19 protein-coding genes are annotated in these 18205 nt (G+C 27.9%); 4 read left to right on the top strand and 15 right to left on the bottom strand.

The window, feature by feature from the left end; translation table 11 throughout:
* Positions 1-41: 41 nt before the first annotated feature.
* The 5 genes from N4A55_RS05140 to N4A55_RS05115 are packed head-to-tail and all read right to left on the bottom strand — an operon-like array spanning position 42 to position 6007.
* A complete protein-coding gene (locus N4A55_RS05140; protein ID WP_293754433.1) occupies positions 42-1283 on the bottom strand; it encodes a glycosyltransferase family 2 protein in 1242 nt (413 codons plus the stop codon).
* Between the two features lie 16 nt (positions 1284-1299).
* A complete protein-coding gene (locus N4A55_RS05135; protein ID WP_293754432.1) occupies positions 1300-1965 on the bottom strand; it encodes a glycosyltransferase family protein in 666 nt (221 codons plus the stop codon).
* Between the two features lie 19 nt (positions 1966-1984).
* Entirely contained in the window at positions 1985-3034 is a 1050-nt protein-coding gene (locus N4A55_RS05130) for a glycosyltransferase (RefSeq protein ID WP_293754431.1), read from the bottom strand.
* 24 nt (positions 3035-3058) lie between these two features.
* Positions 3059-4858, bottom strand: coding sequence for a nucleotide sugar dehydrogenase (locus N4A55_RS05125; protein WP_330666319.1), 1800 nt, complete (start codon positions 4856-4858; stop codon positions 3059-3061).
* Between the two features lie 3 nt (positions 4859-4861).
* Positions 4862-6007 carry a DegT/DnrJ/EryC1/StrS family aminotransferase gene (locus N4A55_RS05115; RefSeq protein WP_293754430.1) on the bottom strand — a complete coding sequence of 382 codons (1146 nt, stop codon included), beginning with the start codon at positions 6005-6007 and terminating at the stop codon, positions 4862-4864.
* Positions 6008-6188: 181 nt separating this feature from the next.
* On the opposite strand from N4A55_RS05115, the gene N4A55_RS05110 reads away from it, so the two are divergent.
* Positions 6189-7205, top strand: a complete 1017-nt coding sequence (locus N4A55_RS05110; RefSeq protein WP_293754429.1) for a glycosyltransferase — start codon at positions 6189-6191, stop codon at positions 7203-7205.
* A gap of 74 nt (positions 7206-7279) precedes the next feature.
* Here the strand turns inward: N4A55_RS05110 and N4A55_RS05105 are convergent, their stop codons facing one another.
* Positions 7280-8314, bottom strand: a complete 1035-nt coding sequence (locus N4A55_RS05105) for a glycosyltransferase (RefSeq protein ID WP_293754428.1) — start codon at positions 8312-8314, stop codon at positions 7280-7282.
* Between the two features lie 202 nt (positions 8315-8516).
* Between N4A55_RS05105 and rfbD the strand changes: the two genes are divergently transcribed.
* Positions 8517-9371 (top strand): dTDP-4-dehydrorhamnose reductase, encoded by an 855-nt coding sequence (gene rfbD / locus N4A55_RS05100; protein WP_293754427.1) that lies wholly within the window; start codon positions 8517-8519, stop codon positions 9369-9371.
* Between the two features lie 16 nt (positions 9372-9387).
* On the top strand, positions 9388-10407 hold the full coding sequence (locus N4A55_RS05095; RefSeq protein ID WP_293754426.1) for a glycosyltransferase: 1020 nt from the start codon (positions 9388-9390) through the stop codon (positions 10405-10407).
* A gap of 125 nt (positions 10408-10532) precedes the next feature.
* On the opposite strand, the gene rfbB is transcribed toward N4A55_RS05095, so the two are convergent.
* The 5 genes from rfbB to N4A55_RS05070 all read right to left on the bottom strand — a co-directional run bounded on the left by rfbB (position 10533) and on the right by N4A55_RS05070 (position 15131).
* Positions 10533-11501, bottom strand: a complete 969-nt coding sequence (gene rfbB, locus N4A55_RS05090) for a dTDP-glucose 4,6-dehydratase (RefSeq protein WP_293754425.1) — start codon at positions 11499-11501, stop codon at positions 10533-10535.
* Between the two features lie 18 nt (positions 11502-11519).
* Positions 11520-12077, bottom strand: coding sequence for a dTDP-4-dehydrorhamnose 3,5-epimerase (gene rfbC, locus N4A55_RS05085; RefSeq protein WP_293754424.1), 558 nt, complete (start codon positions 12075-12077; stop codon positions 11520-11522).
* Positions 12078-12083: 6 nt separating this feature from the next.
* The gene (gene rfbA / locus N4A55_RS05080) at positions 12084-12950 is read right to left on the bottom strand and encodes a glucose-1-phosphate thymidylyltransferase RfbA (protein ID WP_293754423.1); all 867 of its coding nucleotides are present in this window, start codon (positions 12948-12950) and stop codon (positions 12084-12086) included.
* Positions 12951-13101: 151 nt separating this feature from the next.
* A complete protein-coding gene (locus tag N4A55_RS05075) occupies positions 13102-14115 on the bottom strand; it encodes a glycosyltransferase (protein ID WP_293754422.1) in 1014 nt (337 codons plus the stop codon).
* Between the two features lie 11 nt (positions 14116-14126).
* A complete protein-coding gene (locus N4A55_RS05070; RefSeq protein WP_293754421.1) occupies positions 14127-15131 on the bottom strand; it encodes a glycosyltransferase family 4 protein in 1005 nt (334 codons plus the stop codon).
* A 181-nt stretch (positions 15132-15312) separates the two neighbouring features.
* Between N4A55_RS05070 and N4A55_RS05065 the strand changes: the two genes are divergently transcribed.
* Positions 15313-15612 (top strand): hypothetical protein, encoded by a 300-nt coding sequence (locus tag N4A55_RS05065; RefSeq protein ID WP_293754420.1) that lies wholly within the window; start codon positions 15313-15315, stop codon positions 15610-15612.
* Positions 15613-15784: 172 nt separating this feature from the next.
* Here N4A55_RS05065 and N4A55_RS05060 read toward each other — a convergent pair whose 3' ends face one another.
* The 4 genes from N4A55_RS05060 to N4A55_RS05045 all read right to left on the bottom strand — a co-directional run bounded on the left by N4A55_RS05060 (position 15785) and on the right by N4A55_RS05045 (position 17760).
* The gene (locus N4A55_RS05060) at positions 15785-15952 is read right to left on the bottom strand and encodes a hypothetical protein (protein WP_293754419.1); all 168 of its coding nucleotides are present in this window, start codon (positions 15950-15952) and stop codon (positions 15785-15787) included.
* Positions 15936-16163, bottom strand: a complete 228-nt coding sequence (locus N4A55_RS05055) for a hypothetical protein (RefSeq protein ID WP_293754418.1) — start codon at positions 16161-16163, stop codon at positions 15936-15938. Before N4A55_RS05055 ends, N4A55_RS05060 begins: the two co-directional genes overlap by 17 nt.
* A gap of 430 nt (positions 16164-16593) precedes the next feature.
* Positions 16594-16905 carry a hypothetical protein gene (locus tag N4A55_RS05050; protein WP_293754417.1) on the bottom strand — a complete coding sequence of 104 codons (312 nt, stop codon included), beginning with the start codon at positions 16903-16905 and terminating at the stop codon, positions 16594-16596.
* Between the two features lie 36 nt (positions 16906-16941).
* The gene (locus N4A55_RS05045; RefSeq protein ID WP_293754416.1) at positions 16942-17760 is read right to left on the bottom strand and encodes a hypothetical protein; all 819 of its coding nucleotides are present in this window, start codon (positions 17758-17760) and stop codon (positions 16942-16944) included.
* Positions 17761-18205: the final 445 nt, after the last annotated feature.

Here is an 18205-nt window from a genome sequence, read left to right as displayed (position 1 = left end):
CAATATATGAAAACATTGTTAAGTTGGTTAAAAGGGGTTGTTTATAAATATATTTTTTTTCTTAATTTATTTGCTAGATACACTATATACTTGTTAACAAAATCTTCTTCAATCTGTACAATATCATCAAATTCATTGATAAACCCTAAAATATCCCTATGCCTAATATTTTCGTTAATATATATAACATTATTTATATTATCTGAATTAAATTTACGTAAAGTATTCATTTTAATAGAACTCACTACATTATGAAAGTTATAATAATTACTTGGAATCCATAAATAAATTCTATTATACTCATGATTATTGATTGTTTTTTCCAGTTTTTCTTTCCACTTAGAATATTCGTTCTCCCAATCGGCAATAAACAATATTTTATTACCTTTTTTATCCAAATTGCTATTATCACAAATCTGATATCTGGTATAACTACTAGGTATATAATCTCTATCTCTAACATAAGGATTTTTCTTAATATACTCTTCTCTGTCTATGTAAACACTATTTATATTTCTATCCTTAGATAATTTCCATTTTCTGTAGAATTTACTTCTATTAATAGAAACAAAATGATTTATATCTTCTTTTATTGTTTTAAAAGTTTTACTGCCTATATGATATACAAATGAGCTACCTACTACTGCAATCTTATATCCAGCTATTCTTATCCTTAAACACCAATCATCATCATCAAAATGTCCGATTCCGAAGAAAAAATCATTGCCTCCGACTTCCTGTAAAACCTGCCTTTTGATAATCATGCATGCTCCTATAACCCTCGTTATATAGGTTATATTTCCTTTATTCTTACTAATAAATTCTTTGGAAAAAACATTTATTTCATCTATAGAATTAAATCTTACATCAGTTCCTTGTATACCATATGCATATGATAAATATGGTGCGGCCACTCCTATTATTTGATTATTTTCTAATACTTCCACTAACCCATTAAACCAATTAACTGGAAAAATCAAATCATTATTCAGTACACCTATAATTTCTCCTCTACAATGAGATAACCCAATATTTATTCCCACTGGATACCCCCTATTTTCTATTAATCTTATGTAGATTATTTCAATTTTCTGCTTTGTATTAGATGATATAATATTTTTTACTACTAACTCAGTTGAGTCTATAGATCCATTATCAACAACTATTATCTCTATACCTCTGTCAATAAAAGTAATTTCTAAAGAATTTATTAGTGTCTCAATAGCTTGTTTAGTAAGTTCATTGTTGTTATGACATAATATTATAAAACTATAATAAGGCATATATACAATCCTTTCATTACTTTAATTCATTCTTATACTCATTCAATAAAATTAATCTATATCTATCATAATTATACAGATTAACAATGCCACAATCATGAATGCACCACGGTTCTTCTTGATATGGAACAGCTATTTTATAACCTTTTCTTATAAATTCCAAACATTGAGATATATCATAGAAATGCCAACCAGTGAAAATATCATCTCTCCAGGGTATATCGTATTGAGTTATCATTATTAGACCATCTACCCCACCTACTAATTCATCAGTTTTACTATTACCCTGAAAATCCAATAATCCTATCTTCCCTCTATGACTATCATATACTTTACCTATTTTTTTATTAGACTTCCACCAGATTCCATCAGTTGGAATATATTTTGCTCCTATAACACCTATTAGACCTATCTCTGCATTTTTATTAAAAACCTCTAATATATCACCTATAAAATTCTTATTAGTTATAAATACATCTTGATGAAGATAAATCTTGTATTTTGCATCTGTACTCATCATTCCTTTATTATATCCACTTGTCATGCTTCTTTGATTTCTTATATCCACAATTTCTATAACAAAACCATAAGGAACTAATAGATTATTAATATATTCTACAGCCTTCTGATACAAATCATCATTATTAACACATATAATAAATGCTACTTTTTTATCATTCATTTTTTTATCCCCATTACCATTAATTATTATTATCTTCATAGTTAACTAATTGAGGTATGCTTGAACATATCTCATCTGCTACTTTATTAATATCAAAGTTCTCTTTTACGAATTCATATGCATTACTGCTTATATCTAATCTTTTTTCCACATTATCAATTAAATACATCAAACCATTTGTCCATTCATTGATGGTATTATCAACCAACAATCCATTTTCTTTATTTTTAACAATATATGTAAATGGTTCTACATTGGAATAGATTCCTGTAGCTCCTATTGAGCTATATTCTAAGAATTTATTAAAGTATTTACAGGAATGAAATTCAGTGTTGTTTAATGGTGCAACAGCCATATCCCATTTTCTAGAAAGCATAAAAGAAATATATTGTTCATAATTCTCTCTGTATGGAAAAACAGTTATTGGAATATTCCTCATAGAATAATTCTTGAATCCAACTATCTCAATCTTAATCTTATGACTATATTTATTAATTATTGATTGAAATGGCTTATACAATATTTGGTTAAAATACGTTTTATGATCTGTTCCCCCTGCAAAACCAATTGTTATAGTTCCACTGGGGTTATTAGATTGCATAATTTTAGGTTTATCATTTTCTAGTAATAATGCAGGAGCATTGGTTAGACTTACTTTTTCAAACGAGTCTTTATATTTCTCTGCGATATTCTTGTTTGTAGTCCATAAACAGTGGCATGTATCCATTATTGATTTTATATTATCCTTTATATCCTTTCGTTCAAAATATGCTTTATTATAGGACCTAGATAAACCACCAATATTAAGCAAATCATCATCTAAGAAATAGATTAAGTATTTACCCTTATTTTTGCCTAAGGTAATTATATTAATATCTAATTGTTCTGCTCCTCTAATACATATTATTACATCTGCTATGGAAATATCCTCATTAGTAACTTGTCTGCTCTCTTTATAAACAAAATTGAGTAATTGTTGTTTCTGTAATAGTTGTAAAGGTTTAATTATTCCTATAATAGCAGATGGTATTGTTTTGAAGCAAAAAGCTAACACATTAGTTTTTTTCATAAGAACACATCCCACATCTCTTTTTTACAATCTCCAATAATTAAAGATTCTATTTGCCTTTTTCTTATCATATATTCCTTTTACATCAATCAAAACAGGATATGAAATATTGGTGTTATAGTATTTTCTTAAGTCTTCTATATTAATCTCTTTATAATACCTATGAGCTACACATACAATAATCGCATCAATATCTTTCACATTTTCTAAATCCGTTTGATTAATATTATAATCTTTATAGACTTGGTCATTATCAGCTACTGGATCTGTTATTATAACATTAACATCATATTTTAATAATCCATCAATTATATCTTTTACCTTGGAATTTCTTAAGTCTGGTACGTCTTCTTTAAATGTCAATCCCATAACTAATACTCTGGCGTCTTTCACTTTTTGATTATTCTCAATTAATTTTTTTATCATTTTGTCAACAATTATTTTGCCCATATTATCATTTATTCTTCTTCCAGATAAAATAACTTCTGGTCTATAATCTAGTTGTTGAGCTTTGTATGTTAAATAATAAGGATCTATTCCAATACAATGTCCTCCAACAAGTCCAGGAGTAAAGTTAAGAAAATTCCATTTGGTATTAGCTGCTTCTAGTACTTCTCTAGTATCAATCCCCATTTTATCAAATATTATTGCAATCTCATTTATAAATGCTATATTAATGTCTCTTTGTGAGTTTTCAATGACCTTTGCAGCTTCTGCAACTTTTATTGATGAAGCTCTAAAAACCCCTGCATCTGTGATTACTGAATACTTTTCTGCTATAATATCTAGTGTTTTTTCATCACAGCCTGAAACAACTTTCTTTATTTTATCTACTGTATGTATCTTATCTCCTGGATTAATTCTTTCTGGTGAATACCCCACCCAAAAATCTTTTTTATATATTAACCCTGAATGTTCTTCTAATATAGGTACACAAATATCTTCTGTAACTCCAGGATATACTGTTGATTCAAATACAATAATAGAACCTCTTATAAGATTATCTCCTACTATCTTTGTTGCACTAATAACTGGTGCTAGATTAGGAACTTTATCCGGAGTAATTGGTGTGGGAACTGCTATTATATGAAATCTTGATTGCTTCAGTTTTTTTTGGTTTGAAGTAAATTCTAAATTTTTCAAACACTTTAATCTATCTTCACCTATTTCATTAGTAGGGTCTTTACCTTGTTTGTATAATTCAACCTTATTATTGTTGACATCAAATCCAATTACTTTTTTACCTCTCTCAGCAAATGTAACTGCCAAAGGCAGACCAACATAACCTAATCCAATTACTGAAATGTTTTCTGTATCCATTTTTAAAAACTCCATTCTCAATAAACTCTTGTTATTAGCTTCGTATTTATAGCAGAACCTAAAACCACATTTCTCATAAACACTCTTGGCTGCTATATTATGCTCAAGTACTTCTAAATAAACCTTTTGTATCTTTAACTTTTGTATAGCAAATTGGCATACCATCTTTACAACCTTTGTACCTAAACCTTTACCTCTAGCCTTGTCTACTCCTATAAAAAATCTTCCAAATTCTGCTTCATCATCTTCAATATTGTATAATGCTACCATACCAATAGCTTGTTTAAATTCTTTATCTTCGTCTATAATAAATATATAATCATTAGGAGTATTTAGGTATCTACTAAACCAATTCTTCTGTTTTTCTAATTCTATTAAATTATCATTTATAAACCATTTTCTTACAAAACTCTTATTTCTCCATAAAACAACTGATTGAAGGTCATCTATATTAATTGGCCGCAAACTAATATTATCTTCATTAACAACATATTCATGTTTCAATATCTAGTCCTCCTTAACACTACTAGCCAATTTTATTACCTTGGATGAGATTTCATTGACATCTTTCTTGGTTAATCTCATATGCATTGGAAGAGATAGAATCCTTGAACTTAATCTATGAGCATTTGGACAAGTACCCTTTCCATAAGAATACATACTATACTCAGTGTTATCTCTATAATGTACTCCTGGATATATCTTATTAAGGTTTAGTGCTATTATTAATTCATCTCTATTATTTACTTCTATGATATACAAATGTCTAGAACATTCACATCCTTTTGCTACAGGTATTGGCCTAATTAGATTTTTATGGTATTTGAAGGATTCATCATACCATGATGCAATCTGTCTTCTATAAGCATTATCCATGTCCAAATATCCTAGTTGAACTAATGCAATACTTGCCATTATTGAATTACCATGATATTTATACCCTAAATAATCTACGTCGTATCTCCATTTATAGGTTTCCTTATTAATTGAACGAGTATAAGTATCTTTATTAATACCTAACCATGATAATTTTCTTGCGAGTACATCATATTTTTTTTCTTTAAAACATATCATGCCAGAATCAGCAGTGGGTAGATTTTTAACTGCTTGAAAAGAATAAATGACAGCATCTGCTTCTTTACCTACAATCTCACCATATAATCTTGTACCACTCATATGTGCCGCATCTAAGATTAATTTTAAATTGTACTCTTTACATATTTTTACTATCTCTTTATACTGTCCTGTATTTCCACCTAACCCTACATACATAATAGCTTTTGTTTTATTGGTTATTTTTTTTCTTACGTCCACAGGGTCTAGACATAGATATTTATCTACATCAGCAAATACTACTTTCATATTTTCATAAGCAATAGCATGGTTAGAAGATATAAATGTCAATGGAGTAGAAATAATCTCATCACCATCTTCCCATTTACACTCACTCTTAAATATTTTTACTGCTAGATGAAGTCCAACTGTAGCAGAATTTATAAAATGAGCATTAGGGAGATTAGTATACTCTTTCCATTTTTTTTCGAATTCCATAGTTTTATATCCTAACCCTGTCCAACCTTTTTCCAGACATTCTTTTATCTCTTTAAGGCATTCTTCCACCCTAAAGGTCGGGACAAATAATTGTATTGACATATCATTTCACCTCAATAAAATCAGTCATAAATATATTAGTTTGCAATCTAAGTGTTACTATATTATATTTTTCTTGAATTTAAAACGTTCCAAATATTATTTTTTAATTATATGCACTTCTTTTAATTATCAAAAATATAATGGATTAGAATTATAAAAATATGACTTAGGTGATTATAATATGAATATTGGTTTTTCAAGAATCCCAGTTGGTAAAGGTGGTGCTATATCTTGGATTAAAACATTCAGTAATTATTGTGTCTCACAAGGACATCAAGTAAGATTTAACTATAAAAATAATATAGATGTATTTTGCTCTGTAGCTAATTATAACCAACCTGAAGAATTGAAATATTTAAGAAAACATAATATAAAAATATTGCACAGATTAGGTTCAATTTTTTTAGATTATAATTATGATGATAAAAAAATAATTAGTGATGGTAATGAGCATTTCAAACAATTAATTTCTTGTGCTGATTATCTTGTATATCAAAGTACGTTTTGTAAAACAGTACTTTTTAGAAGTCTTTATGATGAAAAAGAACCTGATGGAGATATTATTTATAATAGTACTAACTCCACTATTTTTTCTCCAAATGTTAAACCTATTGCTAGACCTTTAGATAAAAAAATTATTTTATGTAGTGCTTATTGGGGTGCTCTAAATACTTCTTTAGAATGTATTAAATTAGTAATACAAACTGCAAAAAAACTTCAAAGTCATAGTGAAATAGAATTTTGGGTATTAGGGCTTGCTCCCAAAGAAGTTGAGGATTATATTAAAAAAGCCCATTTACCTAATATCACTAGATTAGACTTATCAAAGCCTATTGACTATAAGCTAATGCCATGTTTAATAAAAACAGCAGATTTATTTCTCCATCTCAAGGCCCATGAAGGTTGCTCAAATGCAGTTATAGAAACTATGAACATTGGTACACCTCTTGTAGGATTAAATTCCGGTAGTTTACCTGAACTATTAGGAGATGCTGCTCTTTTAGCAGATTGTACTAGTGATATAAGGAAATTTCCTAAAGTAAATATTGAAGACTTAGTTGAAAAAGTTTTAGCAACATTAAATATGGCTTCTAGTTATAGAAATAAAATGCTTAACCGTTCCAAATTATTTTCAGAAGAAGAGCAATGTAGTAAGTACTTGGCCATTTTAGAAAATTTATATAGAATAAACCATTAAAATATCTAAAACATTTAGCATTAACACATAAAAATAAACCTTCTTATCAATATATGAAGGTTTATTTTTATGTGTTAATTAGAATTATTCATTAATATTCTATTAAATATCTCTAATGCCTTTAATGATGCATAATCTAAAGTATAATATTTCAAGACATCTTTATAAGTGTTTTCTATTATTTTTTCTCTTAATTCATCATCTTTATATAGCCTATTAATTGCAGCAACCCACTCTTCTACAGTATCGTTAACTAATAATCCATTTTGCTTATTTTTAATTGTATATAAAAAAGGTGCTGTCTTACTAGATATAATTGCATTTCGTGTAGCTCCTGCTAATGCATATTTAATCTCTGTTTTACAATTTAGGAATTCTTCTATTGTCTTTTGACTTCTTTTTTCTATTTTCTCTTTAAAATAATTATCATGAGTTGGTACTGGATTTAATAATATATGTGTTCCCTTCAGAAAACTGATCATATTTTTAAAAGGAACATATCTATAACTAATAACATTTTCTACTCCACTTAAAAATGAAGAACCGCTCATGGTAATAAATCTTATATTTGAATTTTCTTTACTAATTCTATTAATTATGTCAAATATTAACTTTCTACCTATAGCTCCTGTACTTACCCATGAAACATAAAATTCTTCATCTAAATTTTTTTTCTCAACATTTTTTATTACATCCATATCTACATAAGTACGTAATACATAAATATTCTTATTATATTTATTAATTTGTTGACTCATTAGTTTATTATGACATATCAATGCATGGCATCTTTTCATAAGTTCCTTTGGTAATCCATATTGATCTTCTATTACTAAATCATCTATCATATAAACAAATTTTTTAGTATTATAATATTTGTCTATTAACATAAAGATATTTCTTTTATCTTCTTTAGAAATTATTATTCCATTAGCACCTATACGTTGGAATATAATAATATCATTATTCAATACTATTTCTTCATTTAACTCTTTATAAAACAAAGCTACTGACGATTCTACATATTTTTGTAATCCCTTTGATAGTTCATAACAGTATTTCCTTGTACATGGATCATCTTTATTAGAATACACAAATACCAATTTCATATAACATCCCCCTCCAAAATCGGTACATATATTATTACAATCATATTTATAGATATAATAATCTTAATTCATATTATTATATATTATCAAATATGTTACACAAGCTTACAATTACATGTAATATATAAATATAAAAATTAATATAATAATTCTTTTTTAAAATAAAAATACATATATTTATATATAAACCTAATAATACGAGGTGACTTCTATTAATATTCTTATAACAGGTGTCAATGGGCAATTAGGATATGATGCAGCAAAATTATTATCACCTTTTCATAAAATAATTGGTTTAAAAAAAGATGAATTAGATATTACAAAACTTAAAGATGTACAAAATGTTATTTCTAATGTTAAACCTCAAGTAATTATTAACTGTGCTGCTTATACCAATGTAGATGGGTGTGAAGAAAATATTAACTTAGCGTATAACATAAATGCATATGGATGCCATAATCTAGCTATACTTTCAAAAAAATATGATTACTGTTTAGTTCATTTTTCTACAGACTATGTTTTTGATGGAAAAAAAAGTCAACCTTATATTGAATCAGATAAAGCAAATCCTCTAAACATTTATGGAAGTTCAAAATTATTAGGAGAAAATTTCATTAAGTCACTATGTCCAAAACATTATATATTAAGAACTTCTTGGTTATATGGGCAACATGGTAATAATTTTGTTAAAACAATGCTAAAATTATCTAAAAAAAATGATACCTTGAATGTAGTTAATGACCAAATAGGAACCCCAACATATACTGTTGATTTAATAAAAGTAATTGCTATGCTTATTAAAACTGATAATTACGGAATTTATCATGTATCCAATGAAGGTGAATGTAGTTGGTACGATTTTACTAATAAGATACTTCAATTAACTAATAATAAAACTAAAGTATTCCCCATAGATTCAGAACAATTAAATAAACCTGCTAAAAGACCTAGTTATTCAGTACTTAAAAATTATATGCTTAAGCATGTATTTAATTATAAAACTCGTTCTTGGGAAGAAGCATTAGAAGAATTTTTAATAGTTTCAAAGATATTATAAAATTGGAGTGAATCCCATGAAGTCATATTTTTTTATTATCCCTAGTGGAAACCCAACCACAACCTATGCAAATTTGCTATTTGTAAAAGCTTTAACAGATTTAGGATATGATATAGAACCCGTTTTAGATTTATCTACTAAGTATACAATACTTAAAAATCCTGACTGTGATGCAATATTTTTTCAAAAAACTATTCAATGTCCAGCACATACAAAAAAATACATAGAACACCTTAAAGGTAAGGTGAAACTAATTCATATTGATAATGACTTTCAAGATATGTATAAAATAGATAAATTAGAAACATTAAAAATAACTGACCTTATTATAGTATGTACCTCACAACATAAAAGAGCATTAAAAGAATATACTAATGTACCTATTGAAATAGTTTCTAATATAGTTGATTTTGAAAATTATAATTATGTACCAATTACACAAAAATCAAATAACCCTTTAGTTATCAGTTGGCAACAAGCTTGTGCTGATGCCTACATACAAGATCTGCTTATGATTGCTAAACCATTATGCGAAATTCATGAACGTTATAATACCGAACTTCATCTATATGGATGGTATATGGGAAAAAATCATCCTGATCAAAGACATGAAATACGTGAAGTAATGCCTTTCGCTAAATTCATAGAGTATCAACCATTAACCAAGTATTTAACAGATATAGTACCTAATTTATCCCAATCTGATATTTTTATTATGCCATATATTAATCATAAAGGCAGATGGGGCAAAAGTAGTTTTGGATTAAAAAGAATAATGTTATTAGGACTACCCATTGTAGCCTCAAATACAGAACATCATAGAACTTTAATAAAAAATGGTGAAAATGGTTTCCTTGCAACTACAAATGAACAGTGGTATGTTAATCTAGAATCTTTAGTTAAAAGCAAAGATTTGAGAGAAAGTTTTGCAATAAAATCTAGAAAACTAATAGAAACAAACTATAATCATGAATTAATTATTCAACAGTTAATAAACGCTGTAAACAAACATATATCCCTTTTTACCAAAACTTGAATAATTACATCAGTTATATTGAAGATAAGTAATTTATTAAAATAAAGAAGAAAATATCTCTAGGGATAACATTATTACTAATAATCTATCCCTTTTTTGAATAAATTGTATTCACTTCAAAACCTCTATTTCATTATTTTTCTCCACCACTCTTGATTATTCACATACCATTTAATCGTTTCTTCAATTCCCTCTTCAAATTTATAGCTTGGTATCCAACCTAATTCCTCTCTTATCTTAGTTGCATCTATAGCATACCTTATATCATGTCCTAATCTATCATCCACAAACTCTATTAATGATTCGTCCTTATCTAGGAAATCTATTATTTTTCTTACTATAAGAAGATTATTTCTTTCATTATTAGCACCAATGTTATAGACTTCCCCTATTTTTCCAAGATGAAGCACTCTATCTATTGCAGAACAATGATCCTTTACATGAATCCAATCACGAATATTCAACCCATTTCCATAAACTGGAAGTTTCTTGTTATCACATGCCCTACTTATCATTAATGGTATTAATTTTTCAGGATATTGATAAGCACCATAATTATTGGAACATCTTGTAATGTTGATAGGCAGTTTATATGTCTCATAATATGCTCTAACCAACAAGTCTGCACTAGCCTTACTTGCAGAATATGGATTATTAGGTGATATAGGTGTCTTTTCTGTAAAATAACCAGTTTCTCCTAATGAACCGTAAACTTCATCTGTAGAAATTTGAATATATTTTTTTATCTTATATCTTTTAGCTGCATCTAATAAAACCTGTGTTCCCATCACATTTGTTTTAATAAATGCATTACTATTATCAATACTTCTATCAACATGGCTTTCTGCAGCAAAATTAATAATATAATCTACACCTTTTCCCATAACTCTATTTACTGCTTCTATATCTGATATATCTCCTTTAACAAAGAGATAGTTAGGATTATCTTTCATCTTTACCAAATTATCTAAGTTACCAGCATAAGTTAATGCATCAAGATTAATTATTCTATAATCATCATATTTATTTATAATATATCTAATGAAGTTGCAGCCAATGAATCCTGCTCCACCTGTAACCAAAATTGTTTTCATTTATTATTTCACCTCTAATCATATGATTTTTTTATTATATCCAAATCTCGGCCAAATAGTATCTTTATCTGATAGTAATATATTATCAACCCTATCTATTGGCCAATTGATATTTATTGTAGAATCATTCCACATAATTCCAGCTTCATATTGTTTATTGTAGTAGTTAGTACATTTATATATGAATTTAGCATAATCTGATAAAACTAGAAAACCATGTGCAAAACCTTCAGGTATGTAAAACTGTTTATTATTATCACTTGATAGAATTACACCATAAGATTTTCCATAGGTATTACTGTTTACTCTTAAGTCAACTGCTACATCGAAAACTTCTCCCATAACAACCCTTACCAATTTTCCTTGAGGACATTTATATTGATAATGCAAACCTCTAATAACTCCTTTTTTAGAAACCGATTCATTAGATTGTACGAATACTGCGTTAACACCTGCTTCTATAAAATCTTTACTATTATAACTTTCCATGAAATACCCACGGTTATCTTGAAATACTTTTGGCTCTATTACATACAGATCTTTTATAGTAGTTTTAATAAAATTAAACTTCCCCATTAATTTTTACCTTTCTAATATATTTTTTAAGTACTGTCCATACTCAGTCTTAATCATTGATTCAGCTAATTTTTGTAATTGATGTTTATTGATATATCCTTTTTTATATGCTATTTCTTCTATACAAGCTATATATATTCTTTGCTCTTTTTGTATAGTCTCAACGAAGTTAGCTGCATTAAGAAGCCCTTGATAAGTCCCAGTATCGAACCATGATATGCCTTCTTCAAGTATTTCAACTTTTAGTTTATTTTGATCCATATATACCCTATTAACATCTGTTATCTCCAGTTCATTTCTATTGGATGGTTCAATATTTTCAGCTACAGAGATTACATTATTATCGTAAAAATATAATCCTGGTACAGCGAAATTAGACTTTGGATTTTTAGGTTTTTCCTCAATAGAAACTGCATTGGATTTATTATCAAATTCTACTACACCATAATGAGTTGGATCTTTTACACCATAACCAAAAATAGTTGCTCCTTTTTTTCTCTTAACAACCTTTTGTAAAATACTATTCAATTTTTCCCCATAAAAAACATTATCTCCAAGTATTAAAGCAACTGAACTATTACCTATGAATTGCTTACCTACAATAAAAGCATCAGCTATACCTTTGGGCTTTGTTTGAATTTTAAAGGATAATGAAATTCCAAATCTTGAACCATCTCCCAATAGTTCTTCATAACTACCTATATCTCTTGGGGTAGAAATAATAAGTATATCTCTAATATTTGATTGCATCAATATGGCAAGTGGATAATATATCATTGGTTTATCATAGATTGGTAACATTTGCTTTGATACTGCTTTTGTTAAAGGATATAGTCTTGTACCAGATCCTCCTGCTAATATAATACCCTTCATGTCTCACCTCTTTTATATACAAGTTGTCTTATTTTATTTTATTACAATTAATTTAGAAACGTTACAGTATAAAAATTAACTAAAAAGAATTTCCTTAGGCAATCTTAACATCTAAAGTAATAATGGTAAAGAACATAACTATATTAATCATTTAAAATTTAGGTATATATTTTTTAATTGCATCTATAAATATATTAACACAATTATCATAACTATATTTAGTATCCATTAAATTCTTAGAAGTAAGTGAAAAATCTTTTCTCAAATCTGGTTGAGTAATTAGTTGTTTAAGTTTCTGATACCATTCATCTGTTGTTGTTGCAATATATCCATTTACTCCATCTTGAATTATTTCCTTATGAATACCTATATCAGAAACAATAACTGGTACGCCTAACATCATAATTCTTTTTAATCCGAATCCAGCTTTGCCATATCTATCAGGTATATCTAAGTAAGGAACAATAAATATATCTGTCATAGCTATTTTAGGGACAATATGCCTAATATAACTATCATATGGCATAAAAGAAATAAATTCAGCAAAAGGAAAATAATTACTAACGAATCTACGGTTATCTGGTTTCCCATAGTGTTTTCCTTCATGCCATCCATATAGTTGTAACCTGATTCCATATTCTTCATGAAGCTTGATTAAGGGATATTTTATACTTAATAAATCAGATATATAAACATCAGCTAAGCTTTGTTGCCAACTAATTATTAATGGATTATTTTTTCTTTTTTCCAAAGGTATATAATTATAATTGTCAAAATCATGTATTGAAGTAATAGTCTCTACTGGTGTTTTAGTATATTTATGCATTAATTCCTCATGTTGTTTGTTTCCTACAAGAATAAGGTCTGCTATATTTAATGTATTTATATGATTCTTGTCATTCATTCCTAAAAAATCGTCATCTATATATACTAGATGGACTTTTCCTTTTAAGTGTTGTACTTCGTTATAGCTATGTCCTTTATCAAAAGTTTTTTGAAATATGATCATGTCACAACTTAGTCTATTCAGTATATCTATTTTTCTATTAGATTTTTGTACTATTTCAATATCATAACCACGGTTTATTAACGCATTAGCAAACAATTTTCCTGAAACAGTTGTAGGAGCTAAATCATTATCTGATAAGAAAAATTTAATATTCACCCTATCACATCCTAATTATTAACTAGATTATTTATTTCTATAAAATATTTTTTACACATTTGTTCAAGAGTAAATCTTTTACTTCTTTCCTTTATTTTCTCTTTATAATACTCATAGTTATCAAATGTTTTTAATAACTGGCTAGCCATACTTTCAATATTAATTATTGGAAAATGTTCAAAGGATGGTTCACATTCCCCTCGTAAACCAGCATCTCCTAAAAGCTCTGGCGTACTGCCTAAGTCAAGACCTACTATGGGCTTACCAACATTCATTGCTTCAATAATCAAATTGGAACAAGCATCGTTTGGTCTAGTGTGTAATATTATATCCGAAGTACGTATATAATCCGGCATTCTTCCTCTTGGAATTGGTGTTCTTAGATTATATCTTGTAATATTGTCAAGACCTGCTTTCTTTATTCTTTCTTCTACGAATGGATAAGCCTCTCCAAGAACCCAGAATTCAATATCTTTTCTATCAGATAATTCTTTTGCTATGTTTATTATATTTCTAATACTATACTCTGCCATTAGTTCTGGTCCCCAATAGGCTATTGATAGTATTATTTTCTTATCTTTTGGTTTTGGAAGTATCTTACCCTTTTCTTTGAATACATTTGTATCCGCTCCATTATAGATTATAACCCCTGGTAATTCTTGTCCATTAAATAATTGACTGGCCATATTTTTAGAAAAATCACTTTGATATATAATTCGGTCTGCTAATTTCATAGAATCAGCTATTAGACCATTTAATCTAATGGTAGTTCTATTGTCTATTAGATAATTATAGTAAATACCATCCATCCTATATAAAATCTTAGTATTTCTTTGCTTCATTCTCTTTAATTCTTCAGGTGTGGTATAGAAAGCTAAGGTTATAAAAACATCAACTTCTTCGTCTTTAGTAAAATATACTTGATGTCCTTTAGATACACAGTAATTGCTAAAAGCTTTTACCCAGGTTCTGGTTCCGCCTTTTCCTTCTGGCTCTACTGGAAATCCAATTTTCATATAACACCTCTTTTTTATACAAGCTATAATTTATTATATTAATACTATTTGCATAATGTTACTAGACATACCTCTGATACTTCTATTTCATATGGTTTTATTACTACTATTACTATAAACAATTATTAAGTAGCTTGTCACAATTTTGTTGATTAGCGAATAATATAAACTAGGAAATCATATGAAAGGAGTGTTATTATGTTTGGATATGGTTATGGCTGTTGTTGTAGAGGTTATGGTGGATACGGTTACGGCGGTTATGGTTATGGTGGCTATGGTTATGGCGGCTATGGTTACGGCGGTTATGGTTGCTGTTGTTCTAATTGCTGTAGTTTATGTTGCGGTTGTGGTTGTTGTGGCTGTAGAAGAAGATGCTGCTGTGGTTTTGGTAGATATTAATAATTTTATATTTAAATCGGACATGTTTATGGATAAGAGGGTTTTTCTCTTTTATCCTGTTTTTTATTATGCTCTTTCATAGTTTTTAGAGTATCAATTATATATTGTAATTTCTCTACTGCTAAATATGGGTACATTGGAAGGCTGAAAATTCTTTTACTTATATATTCAGCTATAAAAAACATCTATTTCATAACTTAGGTTTTTATATACTTCTTGGAGATGTAAAGGTTTTTGGTAATAGATAGTTGTTTTTATACTTTCTTCTTTCCTATGCTTTCATAATCACATGGTAATAAAAATAAGTCTACTACAAACACAGGTGTAGCCCCTACCAAAGTTATTACTAGATGTTGATTTAAATGTAAAATGTCTGATTTTAATCTTTTATACTGCAAAGCTAAATCATTCATTTGTATCATATTGTTTTACCTGCTTGATACCATCGTTTATTATTTTATAAAATCTTTGACATTTCTTACATATTAAATTCTCTTCCAACTGTTCACCACATTCAAATACCCAACCTTTTTGTCTAGCTGGTACACCTATCATCAATGCATAATCAGGTACATCTGAATATACAACAGACCTACCCCTATTTTTTATATTAGTACAAAAAAAGTCTACCAAATAGGTAGACTTAAAAAAGTAATAATAGTGAAACTAATATAATTGTAAGTATTGCCCAAAATCCGTATTCTTTTTTGTTATCATTAAGCCATCTGCTAGTATTTTCATAACATGTTTTTTTCATACACGTTCCCCCCAATACTAATATGTCTTATATATATATCTTATCAGATAATTCGTAAAAAATCAAATAAAAACCCTCGGCAAGCACTTAATTGCAAACCCAGAGTTTCTGTGACGTGCGCAGAAGGATTCGAACTCTCGGCCTTCTGATCTGTAGTTGGTTATATTTGGTAATAATCAGTTATAATATATATTCTTTAACAATACTTTCTACTCCCCCTACTCTATTAATATATTTTTTGTTCTAAAAATAGCATAAATAAAGAGTTAAAACTAAAATTGTCTTAACTCTTATACGATACTTTCATTATTTAATACGAACAAATTTTATACTCACTAATAAAAAAATAATAGGAGCAGTAATAAATAAAAATATACCCAAGTATATCAATGAATCATTTTTAAATATAAAAGCAATAGATATCAATAAAAATATAATTCCCATACAGTTAATTACAAATCCTATATATCTAATAAACTTTTTTTCGTTTTTTATCTCAAAACGTCGTGGTATTAAATGTTTATTTATATTTTTAGCTTTTTTTTCTGTAAAAATTAAAATTCCATCAATAATTAAATAAATACTACCAATTGTTAAAATTATATATTTCCACTCCATATTATTCTCCTATATCACTTTTCAATTATATGAATATTAATAAATATTGGCAGGATTATCAAAATCACATGGCCATAAAAGCATATAGCATGTTGCTTTAAATTCTTGTTCATAGATGTCATCTTCAGTAGTACCATATACTTGACCTATAAGTGTACTTGTTGATTCCTTTATTGTGTAAACATCGTTCCATTGAGTTTCACAGGTACTATGATCATCCGCATCATAGCTATACCATGTATAACGAACAGCATCAACATTAAGAGACTTGATTCCTTTCCAGCTCTTTATTGCACCACCAACAACAAAAATTAGTGAATTATAAATAAGTACACTAATATAAGCATTAATAATAACAAGAGGAATTGCTACTGCACCTGCAAGTATCATAGCAATATCTATAATATTTCCTAGTTCGTTTTGTACATTGTATATAGTTTCTCTCATAGGACCTTTTTCTAAATATAAATCAATTCGATGGTCTGATACTTGATATGTAAGCGTATCGATATAGTTTCCTTGACTTTTTATATTATTAGCAGAAAATGCTGGTATATTATATATATTTGCTGAGCAATCCTTATAAGATATTTTACCGTCTTGTTTTATTTTAATAATATTACTATTTTTATAAGCTTCTTCTTCTACCATTAAAATATTATTTTTATACTGTTTACCAATTATTTTATTTCCCTCTTCATATAATTCTATTCTAATAAGTTCCCCTGAATTATCTACAAATTCAAAATTTTTTTTATTAGATAACTCCTTAGCTGATACATTCGCTGTATTATAACTAATTATAATAGTGCATGTAAGTAAAAGACATAATACTCTTTTTAGTTTTTTCTTCATTTCTTTCTCCTTTATTTTATATTTTAACTATTAATCGAGCTCGATAAAACAATTATATCATATTAGCATTTAAAATTATATAATTTGCATATAATTTATTTTTTTTATAAATTTAAAATTTTTAATAAAACTTTGTATTATCCATATATCAAAAAAGTTGTTAAAGGTTTAATTATGCGTTAAAGTATCATTTTATGTATAATACTGTAGTGCTTAATCGGATAGGAGGAAAAGTTAAATAACTTTTCCGACCTTCCACGGCACCGTACGTACGGGTCTCGTATACGGCGCCTCCTAAGTTTACGCTCTGACAAGTTTGTAGTAATCTGAAAAGAATTGATATCCCTGCTTTCTCAAGCGGTTATCAGTAATAGAGCAATTCAGTATTTGGCTACCGGCTACTTGCCAGTAGCCTTTTCTGGTATTCGCATACTTTATTGCGTTT

The sequence above is a fragment of the Vallitalea sp. genome (genome assembly GCF_025211055.1).
Lineage (GTDB): Bacteria > Bacillota > Clostridia > Lachnospirales > Vallitaleaceae > Vallitalea.
The sequence above is the reverse complement of the archived record's forward strand: the minus strand, read 5'-3'. Positions and strand labels throughout refer to the sequence as shown.

Coding starts and splice junctions, on each gene's coding strand:
- N4A55_RS05045 (WP_293754416.1), bottom strand. CDS start 17,760: ATGAAGAAAAAACTAAAAAGAGTATTATGTCTTTTACTTACATGCACT.
- N4A55_RS05130 (WP_293754431.1), bottom strand. CDS start 3,034: ATGAAAAAAACTAATGTGTTAGCTTTTTGCTTCAAAACAATACCATCT.
- rfbC (WP_293754424.1), bottom strand. CDS start 12,077: ATGGGGAAGTTTAATTTTATTAAAACTACTATAAAAGATCTGTATGTA.
- N4A55_RS05110 (WP_293754429.1), top strand. CDS start 6,189: ATGAATATTGGTTTTTCAAGAATCCCAGTTGGTAAAGGTGGTGCTATA.
- rfbA (WP_293754423.1), bottom strand. CDS start 12,950: ATGAAGGGTATTATATTAGCAGGAGGATCTGGTACAAGACTATATCCT.
- N4A55_RS05105 (WP_293754428.1), bottom strand. CDS start 8,314: ATGAAATTGGTATTTGTGTATTCTAATAAAGATGATCCATGTACAAGG.
- N4A55_RS05070 (WP_293754421.1), bottom strand. CDS start 15,131: ATGAAAATTGGATTTCCAGTAGAGCCAGAAGGAAAAGGCGGAACCAGA.
- N4A55_RS05060 (WP_293754419.1), bottom strand. CDS start 15,952: ATGATACAAATGAATGATTTAGCTTTGCAGTATAAAAGATTAAAATCA.
- rfbB (WP_293754425.1), bottom strand. CDS start 11,501: ATGAAAACAATTTTGGTTACAGGTGGAGCAGGATTCATTGGCTGCAAC.
- N4A55_RS05140 (WP_293754433.1), bottom strand. CDS start 1,283: ATGCCTTATTATAGTTTTATAATATTATGTCATAACAACAATGAACTT.
- N4A55_RS05135 (WP_293754432.1), bottom strand. CDS start 1,965: ATGAATGATAAAAAAGTAGCATTTATTATATGTGTTAATAATGATGAT.
- N4A55_RS05065 (WP_293754420.1), top strand. CDS start 15,313: ATGAAAGGAGTGTTATTATGTTTGGATATGGTTATGGCTGTTGTTGTA.
- N4A55_RS05115 (WP_293754430.1), bottom strand. CDS start 6,007: ATGTCAATACAATTATTTGTCCCGACCTTTAGGGTGGAAGAATGCCTT.
- N4A55_RS05095 (WP_293754426.1), top strand. CDS start 9,388: ATGAAGTCATATTTTTTTATTATCCCTAGTGGAAACCCAACCACAACC.
- N4A55_RS05050 (WP_293754417.1), bottom strand. CDS start 16,905: ATGGAGTGGAAATATATAATTTTAACAATTGGTAGTATTTATTTAATT.